Origin of the sequence: Conexibacter sp. W3-3-2, from assembly GCF_009707605.1 — a bacterium.
Classification (GTDB): domain Bacteria; phylum Actinomycetota; class Thermoleophilia; order Solirubrobacterales; family Solirubrobacteraceae; genus Paraconexibacter; species Paraconexibacter algicola.
In genome coordinates, this window is record NZ_WLYW01000001.1 from 2,464,371 (window position 1) to 2,481,868 (window position 17,498).

General features: G+C 74.5%; 15 protein-coding genes and 1 pseudogene. 4 read left to right on the top strand and 12 right to left on the bottom strand.

What is annotated here, in order from left to right; all coding sequences use genetic code 11:
• Positions 1–2 precede the first annotated feature (2 nt).
• The 5 genes from GKE82_RS11945 to GKE82_RS11965 are packed head-to-tail and all read right to left on the bottom strand — an operon-like array spanning position 3 to position 5,288.
• Positions 3–1,946: a hypothetical protein gene (locus GKE82_RS11945; protein ID WP_154733439.1), complete on the bottom strand. Its 1,944-nt coding sequence runs from the start codon at positions 1,944–1,946 to the stop codon at positions 3–5.
• Positions 1,946–3,109: a hypothetical protein gene (locus tag GKE82_RS11950; protein ID WP_154733440.1), complete on the bottom strand. Its 1,164-nt coding sequence runs from the start codon at positions 3,107–3,109 to the stop codon at positions 1,946–1,948. The genes GKE82_RS11945 and GKE82_RS11950 overlap by 1 nt, the downstream gene beginning before the upstream one ends.
• Positions 3,106–3,669: a YdeI/OmpD-associated family protein gene (locus GKE82_RS30750; protein WP_309233563.1), complete on the bottom strand. Its 564-nt coding sequence runs from the start codon at positions 3,667–3,669 to the stop codon at positions 3,106–3,108. The genes GKE82_RS11950 and GKE82_RS30750 overlap by 4 nt, the downstream gene beginning before the upstream one ends.
• Positions 3,666–4,562, bottom strand: a complete 897-nt coding sequence (locus GKE82_RS28405) for a cytochrome c oxidase assembly protein (protein WP_107567124.1) — start codon at positions 4,560–4,562, stop codon at positions 3,666–3,668. The genes GKE82_RS30750 and GKE82_RS28405 overlap by 4 nt, the downstream gene beginning before the upstream one ends.
• A gap of 12 nt (positions 4,563–4,574) precedes the next feature.
• On the bottom strand, positions 4,575–5,288 hold the full coding sequence (locus GKE82_RS11965) for a hypothetical protein (RefSeq protein ID WP_154733441.1): 714 nt from the start codon (positions 5,286–5,288) through the stop codon (positions 4,575–4,577).
• A 65-nt stretch (positions 5,289–5,353) separates the two neighbouring features.
• On the opposite strand from GKE82_RS11965, the gene GKE82_RS11970 reads away from it, so the two are divergent.
• The 3 genes from GKE82_RS11970 to GKE82_RS11980 are packed head-to-tail and all read left to right on the top strand — an operon-like array spanning position 5,354 to position 8,999.
• Positions 5,354–7,795 carry an ATP-binding protein gene (locus GKE82_RS11970; RefSeq protein ID WP_154733442.1) on the top strand — a complete coding sequence of 814 codons (2,442 nt, stop codon included), beginning with the start codon at positions 5,354–5,356 and terminating at the stop codon, positions 7,793–7,795.
• Positions 7,796–7,807: 12 nt separating this feature from the next.
• A complete protein-coding gene (locus GKE82_RS11975) occupies positions 7,808–8,545 on the top strand; it encodes an HD-GYP domain-containing protein (protein WP_107567127.1) in 738 nt (245 codons plus the stop codon).
• A 7-nt stretch (positions 8,546–8,552) separates the two neighbouring features.
• Positions 8,553–8,999, top strand: coding sequence for a response regulator (locus GKE82_RS11980; protein WP_154733443.1), 447 nt, complete (start codon positions 8,553–8,555; stop codon positions 8,997–8,999).
• Between the two features lie 145 nt (positions 9,000–9,144).
• Here the strand turns inward: GKE82_RS11980 and GKE82_RS11985 are convergent, their stop codons facing one another.
• From GKE82_RS11985 to GKE82_RS12015, 7 genes and pseudogenes are all read right to left on the bottom strand, one after another.
• Positions 9,145–10,686 (bottom strand): aldehyde dehydrogenase family protein, encoded by a 1,542-nt coding sequence (locus GKE82_RS11985; protein ID WP_154733444.1) that lies wholly within the window; start codon positions 10,684–10,686, stop codon positions 9,145–9,147.
• 81 nt (positions 10,687–10,767) lie between these two features.
• Complete coding sequence (locus tag GKE82_RS11990; protein WP_309233564.1) at positions 10,768–11,148, bottom strand: YchJ family metal-binding protein; 381 nt, start codon at positions 11,146–11,148, stop codon at positions 10,768–10,770.
• Between the two features lies 1 nt (position 11,149).
• The gene (gene pdxY / locus GKE82_RS11995; RefSeq protein ID WP_154733445.1) at positions 11,150–12,001 is read right to left on the bottom strand and encodes a pyridoxal kinase PdxY; all 852 of its coding nucleotides are present in this window, start codon (positions 11,999–12,001) and stop codon (positions 11,150–11,152) included.
• 78 nt (positions 12,002–12,079) lie between these two features.
• Positions 12,080–12,523 carry a peptidylprolyl isomerase gene (locus GKE82_RS12000; protein ID WP_107567131.1) on the bottom strand — a complete coding sequence of 148 codons (444 nt, stop codon included), beginning with the start codon at positions 12,521–12,523 and terminating at the stop codon, positions 12,080–12,082.
• 1,221 nt (positions 12,524–13,744) lie between these two features.
• Positions 13,745–13,975 carry a DbpA RNA binding domain-containing protein gene (locus GKE82_RS31415; protein ID WP_375337043.1) on the bottom strand — a complete coding sequence of 77 codons (231 nt, stop codon included), beginning with the start codon at positions 13,973–13,975 and terminating at the stop codon, positions 13,745–13,747.
• A gap of 502 nt (positions 13,976–14,477) precedes the next feature.
• Positions 14,478–15,467: pseudogene (locus GKE82_RS31420) on the bottom strand (DEAD/DEAH box helicase); the annotation flags it as partial.
• A gap of 51 nt (positions 15,468–15,518) precedes the next feature.
• Positions 15,519–16,472 carry a zinc-binding dehydrogenase gene (locus tag GKE82_RS12015; protein ID WP_154733446.1) on the bottom strand — a complete coding sequence of 318 codons (954 nt, stop codon included), beginning with the start codon at positions 16,470–16,472 and terminating at the stop codon, positions 15,519–15,521.
• Positions 16,473–16,500: 28 nt separating this feature from the next.
• Here GKE82_RS12015 and GKE82_RS12020 point away from each other — a divergent pair, with 28 nt between their 5' ends.
• Positions 16,501–17,433 (top strand): PfkB family carbohydrate kinase, encoded by a 933-nt coding sequence (locus GKE82_RS12020; protein WP_154733447.1) that lies wholly within the window; start codon positions 16,501–16,503, stop codon positions 17,431–17,433.
• Positions 17,434–17,498 lie beyond the last annotated feature (65 nt).

The following is a 17,498-nucleotide window of genomic DNA, read 5'->3' on the forward strand; positions in this document are numbered from 1 at the left end:
GCTCAGCGCCGCGTCGCCCGGTCGGCGCGCACCGCGCCGACCAGGTCGCCCGGGAGCGTGCCGAACGCGGTGGCCGCCCACGGCGTCTCCTGCTCGAGGTACGCGCGACCGCGGTCCTCGAGCACGTCCGGGCGACGGCCGGCGGCGACGTCCTTCGCGCACGCGGAGCAGACCGGCATGCGCGGCGCGCCGCCCCAGCGGGCCTGGGTCGTGCTGCGCCCGTGCGTGGGGTTGAGGCCGCACGGGGCCGGCGCGGGGGTCGGCTCGGCACGCCCGGCGTCCAGCGCGGTCGCGGCGCCGAGCTGCGCCCGGGCGGCGTCCTCGAGCACCAGGGCGCCGACGAGGTCGACGTCACGGGCGTCCGGGTCGCCGGCGATCGCGGCGGCGACGTCGCGGATCTCCAGGGCACGCTGCCAGTGCTCGGCGGCCGCCCCGGACTCGGGGGTCGGGGTGCGGTCGAGCAGCCCGGCGAACGCGACGAGCTCGTCGTCGAGCGTGCGGCGCAGCTGTGCGTGCCGGGCGTTGCGCGCCGCGGCGAACACGTGCGCGGGCAGCACCGGCGCCCCGTCCGGGGCCGGGGTGGCGCGCCGTCGCGCGAGGAGCAGCGCGCCGACCCCACCCGCGAGCACGACGAGCGCGACGCCCAGCAGCACGAACGGGACGGTCCCGCCGCCGTCCCCGGTCTCGTCGCCCCGGGCCGGCGTCGTGCCGGAGTCCTCGGCCTCGGAGCTGAGCTTGTCGCGGGCGCGCTGGGCGCGCGCGAGGACGTCGGGGTCGTCGAGCGCGTCGAGGAACCGCTCGATCGTGATGGCGACCGGCTCGCGGTACTCGCCCTCGAGGCTGGCGACCGTCGAGGCCGCGTAGGTGCGCGCGTCCTCGACGTCGGCGGGCTCGACCGTGAGCGACGAGTTGTCGGCCGCGACGAGGGTCGCGTCGGTGTCGAGCCGTCGGCGCAGGACCTCCAGGAGCTTGCGCGGCTCGCCGTCGACCGCGTCCCCGGGCACGAGCGGGATCACGACGACGAGCACGGGCGGGCGCCGGCCGCGGAGCTTGCGCAGGATCGTGCGGCGCTCCGTCGCGTCGAGGGACGAGCGGACCGCGTCGTCGACGTACAGCGGCGCGTCGCGCAGGGCGTTCGCGGCGGTGTCGACGTCCTGGGCCTGCGCCGGGGTGGCGGCCCCGAGCGCCGGGAGGGCGAGCGCGAGTGCGGCGATCAGCGCGCCGCGGCGGCGGCTCACGACCGGCCCTTCCGCCCGCGGCCCGCACCGGCGGCCGGACGCCGCACCGGCTTGGGACGCCGCACCACCCACCACGCGGCGCCGAGCAGCGCGCCGCTTCCCCAGAGGATCACCATGACCTCCCATCCTGCCCCATCGCCGTCCCTCCTCCTCGTCGTCGGGCAGCAGCGAGAAGACCGGGTCGACCGGGCCGTCCGGTCGCGACAGGCCGAACGTCTCCCCGCGCGGCGCGGCCGCGACCTGCTGGATGATCCGGTCCATCCGGATGCGGAGCTGGTCGAGGCTCTCGCGCGACGACGGGCCGTAGCGCAGGTCGAAGTCCAGCTCGACGTCGCGGTCGACCCGCGAGGGCAGGACGTCCACGACGCCGCGCTGGCTGACGAGGACCAGCACGGTCGGCTCCGGCCCCAGCCGGTCGGCGAGCCCGTAGAGGACGCGTTCCGCGTCGCCGCCGGACTCGTCCTCGTTGAGCAGCGGCAGCACCGCGACGAGCAGCCGGAACGGCGGATCGAGCTGCGCGATCCGCTCCCGGGTGGCGCGGGCGAGCGCGGGCGGGAACGCGTCCTGCATGTCGATCGACACGAAGACCGGATCGGTGCGCAGCGCCTGCGCGACCGTGTCCAGGCGCCCGGAGGCGCTCGCGGGCGCGGGCCCCGTCCCGAGGAGCACGGTCCCGGCGGCGAGCAGCAGGAGGACGGCGCGTCGCATCAGCGACCGTCCTGCGCGAGCGCGCGGCCGACGTCGGGATCCAGCGCGCCGAACCCGGTCCGCGCCCAGACGCTGCGCTGCTCCCAGTAGGGGCGGCCGTCGTGCAGCAGCGCCGACGGGGCACGGCGACCCGCGATGTCCCGGGCGCACGCGCGGCAGGCCGGGACGGCGACGGTCTCGCCGTCCTGCGACCAGCGGGACTCCGCCTTCGCCCGGCCGTGCCGGGGGTCGTAGAAGCAGCGCGGGTCGGCGTGCCCGCGGCGGAGCACGTCGAGCCCCATGCCCGCGAGCACGAGCGCCCCGAGGTCGTCGAGCTCGCCGTCGCGGTCGCGGTCCAGGGCGACGCTCGCGGCCGCCGCGAGCTCGAACGCCCGCTCGGGCGGACTCGTCGCGCGGTCCAGCGCCGTGGCGAGACGCTGCACCGCGAGCTCCGCCTCCGCGCGCGTCCCGGGATCGAGCGCCCGGCCGCGCGCGGTCGCCCGGGGCGGCGCCCCGGGTCCGTGGCGCAGCAGCGTGCGGCGCGTCACGACCGCGGCCACCGGCAGCCCGAGGATGCCGCCGAGGATCCACCAGACGCCGCTGCCGCCGCCCTCGTCCTCCTCCGCGCGGTCGTCCTCGAACGGCGGACCACCCTCGTTCGGGGGGATCTGGCGGCGCTCCGCGCGCGGCAGCCGCGGCTCGCCGCGCATCAGCCCGAGCACGTAGAGGACCTCGCGGGCGGGCCGGATATCCTCGGGCAGGTCGAAGAAGGCGGCGAGCGTGGCGTCGCGGCCGTCCAGCCGCGGCCGGACCCCGAACGCGTCCGCCTCCGGCGAGGTGCCCTTGCCGACGACGTACAGGCCGTCGCGGCCGAGCGCGTCGCGCAGCTGGGCGGCCCAGCCGTCGGAGGGCTGCTGGATCGCGGTCGGGCCCGGCGGGGTGATCCCGGGCGCGAGCACGACGTAGGTCGGGAACGGCATCCGCGCGACCGCCCGCCGCAGGGCGGCGACCTCCTGCGGGCTGACGATCCGCGAGAACGAGTCGCTGACGAACACCGGGTCGCGGCGCAGCTCGCGCGCGACGAGGTCGACCCGGTCCGGGTCGGCCGCCAGGGCGGTCGCGGACGGGCCGACGGCGAGCAGCGCCGTCAGGACGGCGAGGACGAGCTGAACCGGCCGGCTCACCGCGCGAGCCGCTCCCCGGCCGCGCAGGCGGCGCGCAGCTGCTCGAGGCGGCGCAGCCGGGTGTCCGGGCGCCTGGCGTTGCCGATCCAGAAGACCATCTGCCGTCGATACCCCGCCGGGCAGGCATCCCAAAACTCCGCGGCCCGCGGATCCTCCCGCAGGCGCGCCTCGTCGGCCTCCGGCAGCCGGTCGGGGGTCGCGGCGATCGAGTACCCGGGGTCGTCGGGGTCGCGGGCGGCGAACGCGGCGCGGCCCGCGTCGGTCATCCGTCCCTGCGCCTCGAGCTCGGCGACGAGCCGGACGTTCACCGCGCTCCACCGCGAGCCCGGCCGGCGCGGCGTGAAGCGGACGGTGTGGCGCTCGTCGTCGATGCGGTTCAGCCGCCCGTCGATCCAGCCGAAGCACAGCGCCTCCCGGACGCTCTGCTCCCAGCTGAGCACCTGGCGGCCCGTGTGCGCCTTCCAGTAGCCGACCTGCACCTCGGTCGCGGTCGCGTGGTGCGCCGCGAGCCACGTGCGCCAGGCGGCGGGACCGTCGAAGAAGACCGGCTCGCCGCTCACGCACCGGCCGCCCGGTCGTCGATCCGCGCCCGCAGCTCCTCCCCGCGGCCGGCCGCGACGGCGCGGCGCGCCCGGGCGGGGTCGAGCGTCACGCCGCGGGCGGCGGCGTGCTCGAGCAGCAGCTGCTGCTCCTCGCTCTGGCGGGCGGTGCGCAGGAACAGGACGGCGAACAGGCAGATCGTCAGGATCGACTCCTCGACCATCATGACGGTCCCGGCCGTCACCTGGTCGGCCTCCCGGGAGAGGTCGAAGACGCCGGGCGTGTAGCCGTCGTAGAACGCGCCGCCGCCGAACAGGAAGACGTTCGCGAGGACGGCGCCGACCATCCGCACCATCAGGACGTAGCCGAGCGCCCACGCGTTCGTGAACCAGGTCGGGCGCGGCAGCGGACCGAACAGCGGCATCCACACCGCGGCCCCGAGCGAGACGAACGTCAGGTGCTGGACGGCGTGCACGACCTCGCTGTCGAGCGCCGCCTCGTGCACGACCGGGACGTGCCACAGCGCGAGGTTCGCCGCCCACAGCACGACCGCGACGACGGGATGCGTGACGATCCGCAGGCGGTCGAACGCCCGGATCCGCAGGACGGGCGCCAGCAGCGGCCCGGTGAGGCCGAGGACGAGCAGCAGCGCCCCGAGGTCGGCCATCAGGAGGTGCTCGGCCATGTGCGCCCAGAACACCTCGTCGGCCATGTGGCCGAGCGGCGAGGTGAGCGCGACGGCGATGAGGCCGAGGCCGCCGAGGAAGCACCCCTGCCGCCAGCCGGGGACCGCGCGCGGCGTGCCCGCCAGGGTGGCGCAGCGGCGCAGGTACAGGACCGCGACGACGAGCTGCGGGAGCAGCTGCAGCGGGGCGAGCTGGACCCCTCCGACGTGGGCGAGGACGGCGGTCACGGGACCGCGAGCCTACGGGGCGGGCGGGGTCCCGCTCGCCGGCGCGGGGACGGCGGGCGCGGGCGTGGCCGCGGGCGCCGCGGTGCGCGGGGGCGCGACGAGGTCGATCACCGTGCCGACGGCGTCCGCGGTCGGCCGCCCGAGGATCGGCAGCGGCCGGACGATGTCGTCGACGACCTCGCCGAGGCCGCGCACGATGTCGGCGACCGGCCGCGGCCGCGGGGTCGGGGTGGCGCCGGGCTGCGGGGTCGCGGTCGGCGGCTGCGGGGTGGCGGTGGGCGTCGGCGCGGGCGTGCCCGACCCGCCGCTGCCCGGGTCGCCGGTCCCGCCGCCGCCGTCGCCGTCGCCGTCGCCGTCGCCGTCGCCGGGGTCTTCGGTGGGCGCGCGCCCGTCCTCCCCGTCGGTCCCGGTGGCGGGTCCGCGGCCGCCGCGCTCGCGGTCCGCCGTGGTGGTGGCGGTCGTGCCGGCACCCCGGGTGCGGACGGGTGTCGCACGCGGCACGGCCGGGACCGCGGACGGCGACGTCGCGGTGCCCGAGCCGAGCGCGATGACGACCGGGTCCTCGCCAGGGAGGGTCGGTCCGCCGACGAGCTGGCCGAGGCCGCCGAGGCCGCCGCCGCCGACGCCGGCGGCGACCGCGACCGCGACGAGCAGGCCCACGGGAACGAGCGCCGCCGCACCGGCGGTGCGCAGGATGGTGCGCAGCAGTGTCCCTCGACGACCCATCGCTCCCCACCGTAGTCGGTCGACGCCCGGCGGGCGAGCGCGTTCCGGCGTACGATCGCTCGCGCATGCGGCGTCTGTCGATCGCGCGGTCCCTCCAGCTGGCCCTCCTCGGGCTCACCGTCGCGCTGACCGCGATCGCCGCGCTCGGGGTCGGCGCCCTCTACCAGTCGCGCCAGGACTACGAGGACCGGCTCGCCGAGGGCCTGCAGCTGCAGGCCAGCGCGGGCCGGCTGCTGGCCGCCGGGGTCGTCGAGGAGGCGACGCTGCGGCTGCGCCGCGGTCCGGACGGGCTCACCGAGCGCCGCCGCGCCCGCGCCGCGTACCGCGCGGCGAACCGCGAGGCGCTCGCGCTCGCGCAGGGCGACGCGGCGAGCACCGAGGCGATCACCGCCGCGGCCGCCGGACAGCAGCTCCTGCGCCTGCGCCCGACCTCGGCGACCGCGCCGCTGGCCGCCCGCGAGCCGCTGGCCCGGCTCAGCCGCCGTCAGACGCAGCGGATCGCGGACGCCCGCGACGAGGCGCAGAGCGAGACACGCCGGGCCGTGATCGCGATCGTCAGCGGCGGCGGTCTGGCGTTCCTCGTGGCGCTCGTGCTGATCGCCGCGCTGGTCGCCGCCGTGCGCCGCCCGCTGGACGACCTCGTCGGCGCGAGCGCCCGGCTGGCCGGCGGCGAGGACGACGCGCGCGTGCGCGAGGACGGCCCGGACGAGCTGCGGCTGCTGGCCCGCTCGTTCAACCAGATGGCCGGGGACGTGCAGGACGCGGCGACGCGGCTGCGGCGCGAGCGCGACCGCCTCGACGTCACCGTCCGCAGCCTCGGTGACGCGCTCGTGCAGACCGACGCCGACGGCGTCGTGGTGAGCGCCAACCCGCGCGCGGGCGAGCTCGTCCCCGAGCTGGCGGTCGGCACCGTCCTCGACGCGGCGAGCGCGCCCGCCGAGCTCGCGCAGGCGCTCGAGGGCGAGGTCGTCGTCGAGCAGGACGAGACCCGCACGCTCGCGATCACCGCGGCGCGCCTGCCCGAGCAGGGCGGGGTCGTCTGGACGATCCGGGACGTGTCCGAGCGCGCCCGGCTGGAGCGGCTGAAGAGCGAGTTCGTCGCGACCGCGTCGCACGAGCTGCGCAGCCCGCTCACGTCGATCAAGGGCTTCGTCGAGCTGCTCGCCTCCGGCGAGGACCTGCAGCCGCGCCAGCGGGAGTTCCTCGACATCGTCCTCGTGTCGACGAACCGACTCGTCGACCTCGTCAACGACCTGCTCGACGTCGCTCGGGTCGAGGCCGGCCGGCTGGAGATCCACCGGCGTCCGACCGCGCTGCACGAGGTCGTGCAGGAGGTGACGACGCTGTTCGGTCCGCGGCTGGCGACGAAGCGCCAGCGCTTGTCGGTCGACGTCCCCGAGGACCTGCCGCGCGCGCACGCCGACCCGGCCCGCGTCCGGCAGATCCTCACGAACCTCCTCACCAACGCGCACCTGTACACGCAGGAGGGCGGCGCGATCTCGATCACGGGGCGGGCCGACGGGCGCTCCGCGGTGCGGTTCGACGTGGCCGACGACGGGCGCGGCATGAGCCGCGAGGAGATCGCCACCGTGTTCGACCGCTTCGTGCGCGTCGGCGGCGAGGGCGACCGCACGACCGGCTCCGGGCTCGGCCTGTCGATCGTCAAGTCGCTCGTCGACCTGCACGAGGGCCGGGTCGACGTCGAGAGCGCTCCCGGCGTCGGGACGACGTTCTCGGTGCGGCTGCCGGTGAGCAGCGCGGTCGGCACGACGGCCGCGGCGCGCGACGCGCTGCGCGGCAAGCGGGTGCTCGTCGTCGACGACGAGGAGGACGTGGCGCGCCTGGTCGCCGAGCGGCTCGTGGACTTCGGCGTCCAGACCGAGATCGCCCGTGACGGCGCCGGCGCGCTGGAGCGCCTGCGCGCGGAGCGGTTCGACGCGGTGACGCTCGACATCCTGATGCCGGGAATGAGCGGGTTCGAGGTGATGCGCGCGCTGCGCGCCGACCCGGACCTCGCGCGTCTTCCGGTGGTCGTGGTGTCGGTCTTCTCCGGTCGCGAGGCGCTCTCGGGCGAGTGGGTGGTCAGCAAGCCGATCGACCCGGGCGAGCTCGCCGACGCGCTCGGGGCCGCGGTGCTCGCCGACCGGGTGCGCGTGCTCGCCGTCGGGCGCCCGGAGATCCGCGACGAGCTCGACCGCGGCCTCACCGCGCTGGGGATCGAGCACGAGTGGGCGACCTCGCCGCAGGAGGCGACCGCGCGGTGCGCCCAGCGCTACTACGAGGTGGCGCTGGTGGACGCCGGGTTGCCCGACGCCGCGCAGGTGATCGCCGGCCTGGACCTGCGCGGGCGGCGGCTGCGCCGCTCGGTCGTGGTGTTCGGCAGCGCCGACGACGAGATCTCCGGGTACGCGCGCCTGGACGCAGAGCCGGTGCCGATCAGCGACGCGGGCGCGGTGGTGCTCGGGCTGCTCGATGCACCGGTCGGCAGCCGCGCGCAGGACGGATAGGCTCACAGCGGGATGGACGACACCCTCGACGAGCTCGCGACGCTGCGCCACCAGCTCCAGACGCACGAGCGGCTGGCGGCGGACAAGGAGCGCCAGCTGGAGCGCTACGCCGCCGACCTGCGCGAGACGTTCAAGCAGGAGCGTGCCCGCACCGAGCAGCTGCGCGCCTCCTACATGGCGACCGTGCGGGCGCTCGCCAACGCGGTCGAGCGCCGTGACGCGTACACGGGCAAGCACGCGGAGCGCGTCGCCGCCTACGGGCTGGAGTTCGCGCGCGCGGCGGGGCTGAAGCTCGCGGAGGACCCGGAGATCGAGTTCGGCTTCCTCCTGCACGACGTCGGGAAGGTCGGGGTGCCGGACGCGATCCTGTTCAAGCCCGCGCCGCTGGACGACGCCGAGCGGCGGCTGATGGAGCGCCACCCGGTGATCGGCGACGAGATCCTGCGGGAGATCGACTTCCTCGGCGTGGCGAAGGAGGTCGTGCGCTCCCACCACGAGCGCTGGGACGGCACCGGCTACCCGGACGGGCTGGCCGGGGAGGCGATCCCGCCCGCCGCACGCATCTTCGCGGTCGCGGACACGCTCGACGCGCTGACGACGGCGCGTCCGTATCGGCCGGGGCGCAGCTTCGCGGTCGCGCGCGAGATCATCGTGGCGGGCTCGGGCACGCAGTTCGACCCGGCCGCGGTCGAGGCGTACGGCCAGGTGTCCGACGAGCGGCTGCGCGAGATCCACGACGAGCTGAGCTGAGCGCCCCGTGCCGAAGACCGTCCTGATCGTCGACGACGACCCGTTCATCCGCAAGCTCATCGCGACGACGCTCGAGGACGTGGCGGGCTTCGAGCTGCACGAGGCCGCCGACGGCGAGGAGGCACTCGAGGTCGCGGACGCCACCACCCCGTCGATCGTGTTCCTCGACATCGACATGCCGCGACGCGACGGCATCAGCACGTGCGCGGAGCTGCGCCGCCGTCCGGCGGGCGCCGACGCGACGATCGTCATGCTGACCGCCGCCGCAGGCTCCGAGTACGAGGCGGGCTCGCGTGCGGCAGGCGCCGACCTCTTCCTCACCAAGCCGTTCAGCCCGCTCGACCTGTTGCGCCTCGTCGACGAGCTCGGCGCCTCCCTAGCCACCGGCGCCGGCCGACTGCCGCGCGCCACGAGCAGATCCTCTGCACGTCAGCTCATCGGACTGGTGAGCTGACGCGCACTCGGCGTCGACGACGCGCCCGCGGCGCGAAGGCTCCGGTGAGACGGCGCGGCCGTTTGCGCGCGCGGTCAGCTGCACCACGCCCGCACCCCGCGCAGCGGGAGGGGGCTTGCGCGCAAGCCCCCTCCACGCCGGACGCCTAGTCGCGCTTGCCGCGCCCGTAGAGGAGGTTGAACGTCTTGCCCAGGAGCCTCGTGACGCGGGAGTTGTACGGGTACATGTACAGCTCCTTCTTCATCGCGAAGCGGGTGACGACGATCGCCTGCTGCTGGCAGTACTTGCGGATGCCGCCGGCGCCGTGCCGGGTGCCGAGGCCCGACGCCTTCGCGCCGCCCATCGGCAGCTCCAGCGCCGTGTAGTTGACGAGTGAGTCGTTGATGCAGACGGCACCGGACTCGAGGCGGCGACCGACGGCCTCCGCGCGGTGCACGTCCTTGCCGTAGACCGAGGCGCCGAGGCCGTACGGGGAGTCGTTGGCCAGGCGGATGGCCTCCTCCGCGTCGGAGACCTTCATGATCGGCAGCGTCGGGCCGAACGTCTCCTCGGTCATGCACTCCATCGTGTGGTCGACGTCGACCAGGACGGTCGGCTCGAACCAGTAGCCGGCACCGGAGCCGCGCTTGCCGCCGACGAGCACCTTCGCGCCCTTGGCCTTCGCGTCCTCGACGTGCCGCTCGACGATGTCGACCTGCGGCGGGAAGGTCATCGAGCCGACGTCGGCCGTGCCCATCTCCCCGGAGCCCTGGCGCAGTGCGCGGGCCTTCTCGGTCACCTTCGCGACGAACGCGTCGTAGACGGGCTCCTCGACGTACACGCGCTCGACCGAGATGCAGGTCTGGCCGCCGTTGAACATGCCCCAGTAGATCGCGCTGTTGGCGGCCCGCTCGAGGTCGGCGTCGGCGAGGACGATCAGCGGGTCCTTGCCGCCGAGCTCCAGCGAGACCGGCGTCAGCGTCTCGGCCGCGCGCTGCATGACCTTCTTGCCGGTGGCGGTCGAGCCGGTGAACATGATCATGTCGACCTCGTCGGTCAGCGCAGCACCGGTGCCGCCACGGCCGGTGGCGACCTGGAAGACGTGCTCGGGGACGCCGCACTCGCGCAGCCCCTCGAGGAGCTTCAGCGACGTCAGCGGCGTGACCTCGGACGGCTTGAGGATGACCGCGTTGCCCGCGGCCAGCGCCGGGATGCAGTCGCCGAAGGAGTTCGTCAGCGGGTAGTTCCACGGGCCGATCACGCCGACGAGGCCGAGCGGCTTGTAGCGCGTGATGAGCTTCTTGCCCTTCACGAGGACGTTCGCGGACTTGACCTTCTCGTCGGCCAGGTAGACCGGGGCGTTGTCGGCCCAGAAGCCGAACGCGGCGGCGCCGTAGGAGATCTCGGCGAGCTGCGCGTCCTCGTAGGTCTTGCCGGTCTCCGAGCGGATGACCGCGATGATCTCGTCGCGGTTGTCCAGGACCCACTTCTGCATCCGCTTGAGGATGCGCCCGCGGCCCTCGAAGCCGAGCGCCTCCCACGCGGGCTGGACGGCGCGGGCCTTGCGCGCCATCTCCTTGACCTCGTCCGCCCCCATGTCGGGGACGTGCGCGATGACCTGGCCGGTCGCCGGGTTCTCGACCGGGATCTGCGACCCCTCGGGCGCGCTCCCGTTCGTCTCGACGACCTGCTCCTCGACGCTCGCCATCAGCCTCTCCCTCTCCAACGTGTTCGACAACGTGTCACGGACACCGTACCGCGTCCTGGCCACCCGGCCAGGGAGATCGCGTCAGGAGCGCGCGGAGAGGTAGTACCAGTGCCCGTCCTCGCGCACGAACGTGCTGTGCTCGTGGAGCGCCCCGTCGCGGTGGCGGGCGACGAACCGGACGGTGTCCTCGGTGGCGGCGAGGACCTCGAGCCCCAGCCAGGCGTCGCCGTCGTCGAGGACGAGCCGGACCGGTCGCGTCGACGGGTGCCAGGTGGCGAGCAGGTAGTCGACGTCCTCGACGACGTAGGCGCTGTAGCGGGAGCGCATCAGCCGCTCCGCGGTCGGCGCGGTCGGGCTGCCGGCGCGGCGGCCGCGGTGCAGCGGCCCGCAGCAGTCCGCGTACGGAGCGCCGCTGCCGCACGGGCAGCCGACCGGCGGTCGCGGGGCGCCGAGCAGCGGCACGTCAGGTCAGCGGCTCGGCCGCGAAGACGCGGTCGGGCGCGACGAGCTGGTCCTGCGCGGCGACGAGCAGGATCTCCCGCGAGCCGGCGTCCGCGGTCGCCTTCAGCACCCCGTAGGTGGCCGACGCGGCGTGCGCGAGCGCCTCCTGCGGGCTGCCGGTGCGGGCGAGCTGCACCGAGAAGAGCGCGGCGATCATGTCGCCCGCCCCGTTGACCGAGACGTCGAGCTTCGGGGTGCGCACCCGCCAGGTGGCGCCGTCCTGCGAGACGACGAGGTCGATCGCGTCCGGCGGCGTGTCCTCGAGGTGCACGGAGGTCGCGAGGATCGTCGACGGCCCGAGCGCGTGCACGGCGGCGAGCGCGTCGGCGAGCGCCGGCCGCGTGCGGCTCTCGATGCCGGAGAGGTAGTCGAGCTCGAAGTGGTTGGGGGTGACGACGTCGGCGCGCGGGACCGCCTGGTCGCGCATCAGCTCGGGGATCCCGGGACGGACGAAGACGCCACGCCCGACGTCCCCGATCACCGGGTCGCAGCAGTAGCGCGCCTGCGGGTTGGCGGCGCGGACGCGGTCGACCGCGGCGAGGATCGCGCTGCCCACGTCGGCGGAGCCCATGTAGCCCGACAGGACGCCGTCGCAGCTCGGCAGGACGCCGCGGGCGGTGATGCCGTCGAGCAGCTCGTCGACGAACGGGCCGTCGAAGACCCGGCCGGTCCAGTCCCCGTAGCCGGTGTGGTTGGAGAACTGGACCGTGTGGACCGGCCACACCTCGACGCCGAGGCGCTGCATGGCGAAGGTGGCGGAGGCGTTGCCGACGTGCCCGTAGGCGACGTGCGACTGGATCGACAGGACGTTCATCGGGGTCGATGCTACGCCGCGCGCGGTCCGGGGTCCGGCGCCCCGGGACGGACCCGGGGAGCCGGAGGTGGTCCGGCGTCAGTCGGTGATCGTGACCGTCTGGATGCCCATCGGCTCGACCGGGCGGTCGCGCGCGTCGGTCTGCGTGCCCTCGATCTTGTCGACGACGTCCATCCCGGACGTGACCTGGCCGAAGACCGTGTGCTTGCCGTCGAGCCACTCGGCGGCGCCGATGGTGACGATGAAGAACTGCGAGCCGTTGGTGTTCGGGCCGGCGTTCGCCATCGCGAGCGCACCGCGGACGACCTTGTGGTCGTTGAACTCGTCCTCGAACGTGTAGCCCGGGCCACCGGTGCCGGTGCCCTGCGGGCAGCCGCCCTGGATCATGAAGTCCTTGATCACCCGATGGAAGATCAGGCCGTCGTAGAAGCCCTTCCCGGCGAGGTCCTTGAAGTTCTGGACGGTCTTCGGCGCGTCCGCGTCGAAGAGCTCGAAGACGATCTCGCCCTCGGTGGTGCTCATGGTGGCAGTAGACATGCCACCGACCCTACTTGAGCAGGCTCAGCTCCTGGATGCGGACCGTCGGGGACTTCGTCGGCGGGGTCGTGATCCAGACGAGCACGTACCGGGCGTCGCGCACGCCGCGCAGCGAGATGCGCTCCTTGGCGTCGTCGGCGACGTTGCCGTCCTTCGTGCTCTCGTCGACCTTCGAGCGGTCGGCGTAGTGCTCCCAGCGGGTGTCGATGACGTCCTTGGGGATCTCGCTGCTCTTCGTGCCGTAGAGCTCGACGCGGTATCCGGGCGTGTCGGTGAGCAGCTCGATCGCGCGGACCTTCGTGGCCTTCTCGAGGTCGATGACGAGGCCGACGCCCATCGGCTTGGCCGGGTCGGCGGTCGAGACGCGGAAGGCGGTGTCGCGGTCGTTGTCGTAGGCGTCGACGGGATCGCCCTTGGCGGTGACGCGACCGTACGGGTCGTAGATCGAGACGGTGTCGGCGCCGAGCTCGATCGCCGTGAGGGACGGCGTCGTCTCCTTCGTGTCGTCCTCCTCCGTCGTCGTGTCCGTGCCGGAGTCGCTGCCACCGCCGGTGGAGTCGGAGCCGCCGGAGCTGCCGGTGTCCGTGTCGGTGTCGGTGTCCGTCGAGCCGCCGCCGCTGGGGGTGACGGGCGTGATCGGGGTCGACGGGACGATCGGGGTCACGGGCGTGGACGGGGCGGGCTTCGTCGCCTCGGGCAGCGTGACGGTCGGCAGGCCCGACGCCCCGGTCGGGGCGGCGGGCGCGCCCGCGGCGCCGGTCGGGGCCGGCGGCACGGAGGCGGGCGGGAGGTCGGGGACGGCCTGGGCGATCGGGCCGGCCGCGGCGGGGGCCGGGCCGCCCGCGTCGATCTTGGCGTCCTCGCTCAGCGCCGCGTAGCTGGCGGTGATCGCGCCGCCCGCGAGCAGCAGCGTCGCGCCGGCGACGCTGAGCATCGCGCGCAGCCCGGGACGGGTGCCGAGACGGCCCGGGGCGGCGGTCCCGCACTCCAGGCACCAGTCCTGCTCGGCGGCCATCGTCGAGCCACAGGTGTCGCACACGCGGGGCGCGACCTGCGGCGCCTCGCTCCCGGGCGGGAGCTGGCCGTCGGCCGCCGTGCCGGTGGCGTTCTCGTGCTCTCCGAGGACGGGCTGCATCGCACCCAGGGTCGCACATCGCGGCGCCGCGGGGCAACGAGCACCCCGCGCCGCCGGGCCGGTGCGGGCGCTCAGCCGCGGGCGCGCTGGAGGCGCAGCGGCGCCCCCGCGAGCTCGGTCCCGTCGATCTCGGCGAGCACGCGCTCCACCTCGGCGCCGGGGACCTTCAGCAGCGTGAAGCGCGTCAGGACGCGCACGTCCTGGACGACCTCGCCGTCGAGGCCGGTGACCTTCACGACGTGCTTGACGACCGCGGGCACGTCGACGCCGTCGGCGGTACCGAGCGCGGCGAGCAGCGTCACGGGGGGCTCGTCGCCGTGGGGCGTGAGCTTCGGCTTGGTGTGGCGACGCGGGCGCTTCTTCGGCGCGGGCTCGGGCTCCGGCTCCCGCGTCGGCCGCGGGCTCGTCGGCCGCGGGCGCCTCCTCGACGGCGACCTCCGCGGCCGCGACGGGCTCCCCGGCCGCCGCCGGCTCCTCGGCGGGCGCCTCCTCGGCGACGGGCTCCTCGGCGGGCGTCTCCTCCGCGGGCGTCTCGTCCTTCGTGGCCTTCGCGCGGCGCGTGCGGCGGCGCTTGGGCGCGGCGGGCGCCTCGTCGGCGGCCACCTCGACCGCCGGGGCCTCGCCCTCCGCCTCGGCGACGGGCGTGGCGTCGACCACCTCGGGCTCCGGCTCGTCGCCGTCGCGCACGACCCCGGGCGACCACTGGCCGATCTGGTGGTTGATGTGCGCCTCGATCTTCGCCATGTCCTCGGCCTGCTTGGGCTCGACGAACGTGACCGCCCGGCCGGTGCGCCCGGCGCGGCCGGTGCGGCCGATGCGGTGCACGTACACGTCGGGCTTCGGCACGTCGTAGTTGACGACGTGCGTGACGGTCGAGATGTCGAGGCCGCGGGCGGCGACGTCGGTGGCGACGAGGATCGGCACGCGGCCGCCCTTGAAGCCGAGCATGACGCCGTCGCGGCTGCCCTGGCTCATGTCGCCGTGCAGCGCCTTGACGTTCAGCCCCTTGTCGCGGAGCGTCTTGTAGAGCTGGTCGGCGCGGATCTTCGTGCGGACGAAGACGATCGCCTGGTCGGGCTTCTCGGACTTCAGGACCTCGACGAGCTTCGCCGGCTTGTCCTTCTGCCCGACGGTCGCCTGGAACTGCGCGACGGTGTCGACGGTCAGCGTGGCGGCCTGGACCTTCACGTGGACCGGGTCGTAGAGGTAGTTGTCCGCGAGCTTGCGGATCGGCGGCGCCATCGTCGCGCTGAACAGCGCGGTCTGGCGGCTGTTCGGGGTCAGCGACAGGATCTTCGCGACGTCGTCGAGGAAGCCGAGGTCGAGCATCTCGTCCGCCTCGTCCAGCACGACGAAGCGGCAGTCGTGCAGCACGAGCGAGTGCCGGCTGATGAGGTCGAGCACCCGGCCGACCGTGCCGACGACGACGTGGCCGCCGCCCTTCAGCTGCGCCTGCTGGGTCTTGATCGGCGCGCCGCCGAACACCGCGACGACGTCGACGCCGTGCGGGGCGCCGTAGCCGCGGATCGCCTGCGTGACCTGGATGCAGAGCTCGCGCGTGGGCGTCAGGACGAGCGCCTGCACCTCCTGCACGTCGGTGTCGATGTACTCGACGATGGGCAGGCCGAACGCCGCGGTCTTGCCGGAGCCGGTCTGCGCCTGGCCGATCACGTCCCGGCCCTGCAGCATCGCGGGGATGGCCTGCTCCTGGATCGGAGACGGCTTCTCGTAGCCGACGTCCTTGAGCGCCTTGAGGGTTGCCTCTTTGAGCCCGAGGTCGGCGAAGGTCGTCATCTCGCCTCCCAGCTTAGGGGCCGGGCGGCATTCCCGCCTGCGGGGTGGGCCTCAGCGTCGCGGGTCGAGCAGCAGCTTGCCCTGGGTGCGACGGCCCACGAGGTCCTCCTGGGCGCGCCGCGCGTCGCTCAGCGCGTACGTCTCGCCGACCACGACGCGCAGCCGTCCGGCGGCCGCGTGGGCGTACAGGTCGTCGAGGGCGCGCGCGACGAGACCGGGCTTGTCGTGGCAGTGCCCGAACCAGAAGCCGGTGACCGTGAGCGAGCGCCGCAGCAGCTTGCCGGTGCGGACCTCGTTCTGGTCCTTGGAGGCGATCCCGTAGGCGATCATCCGGCCGAACGGGGCGAGCGCGTCGAGGCACCGGTCGAACACCGCGCCGCCCGACATCTCGAACACGACGTCGACCGGCTCGCCGCCGTTGGCCTCCAGGATCCGCTCGGTCAGGCCCTCCGCGTCGGTGTCGGTCGCGGCGTCGGCACCGAGCTCCAGGCAGAGCCGGCGCTTGTCCTCGCTGGAGGCGGTGGCGATGACGCGCCCGGCGCCGAGCGGCCGGCCGAGCTGCACGGCGAGCGAGCCGACACCGCCGGCGCCGGAGATGACGACGACGCTCTCGCCCTCGCGCACGTGGCCCTGGTCGTACAGCAGCCAGGCGGTCAGGCCCTGGAGCAGCAGCGCGAGCGCGGTGCCGTCGTCGACGCCGTCGGGGATCGGGTAGCAGCGGTCCTTGCGCACCGCCGCGTACTGCGCGTAGCCGCCGGCGCCGCCGGTCATCGCGACGACCCGCTCACCGGTGTCCTGGCGGATGCCCGCGACCTCCGCCCCGGGGATCAGCGGCAGCGACGCCTCCTGCACGTAGGAGTTCTCGCGCGTGTGCGTGTCGGCGAAGTTCATGCCGATCGTCGTGACCTCGACGAGCACCTCGTCGGGGCCGGGCTCCGGGATCGGGAGGTCGACGACGTGGAGGACCTCGGGTCCTCCGAACTCGGTCTGCTGGACGGCGCGCATAGGGCGTGAACGGTAGCCTCGCCCGCCTATGAGCGTGACCGTGGTCGGATCCATCGCCTTCGACGGCGTCAAGACGCCGTTCGGGGAGCGCGAGCGCATGCTGGGCGGCGCCGCGACCCACTTCGCCCTCGCGGCGTCGTTCTTCGACGAGATCCGCGTGGTCGGGCCCGTCGGCGACGACTTCGACGACGCCGCGTGGAAGACCCTGCGCACGCGCGGGATCAACACCGACGACGTCGAGCACGTCGCGGGCGGCAAGACGTTCTTCTGGAAGGGCGTCTACGGGGACAACCTCAACTCGCGCGAGACGCTGGAGACCGACCTCAACGTCTTCGAGACGTTCGAGCCGAAGCTCTCCCCGGCCGCTCAGGAGGCCGACGTCCTGTTCCTCGCGAACATCCAGCCCGACCTCCAGTACGGCGTGCTGCAGCAGTGCACGAAGGCGCGCTTCACCGCGCTGGACTCGATGGACCTGTGGATCAACATCGCGCGCGAGTCGCTGGAGAAGACGATCAGGGCGGTCGACTGCCTGATCCTCAACGACGAGGAGCTCGAGCAGCTGACGGGCAGGCCGACCACCTACGGCGCCGCGCAGGAGATCCTCGGCTGGGGCCTGAAGGCGGTCGTCGGCAAGCAGGGCAAGTACGGCGCGGCGCTCTACACGGCCGACGGCGTGTTCGCGCTGCCCGCCTACCCGATGACCGACGTCGTCGACCCGACCGGTGCGGGCGACACGTTCGCCGGCGGCTTCGTCGGCTCGCTCGCGGCGACCGAGGGCGAGATCACCCACGACGTGCTCAAGCGCGCGATGGCGTACGGCACGGCGATCGCCTCGTTCAACGTCCAGGAGTTCGGGACCGAGCGTGTCGAGCGGCTCACCGGCGACGAGATCGCGGCGCGCGTCGCGGATCTCCAGGGCATGACGGCGTTCGACGCCACGCCCGTCGCCCTCCGCGGCTAAACCTCGATCGCGAGTTCGTTCGCGCCAGCTTGGGATCGTCGCTGAACCGGCGGCGGTCCCTCGTC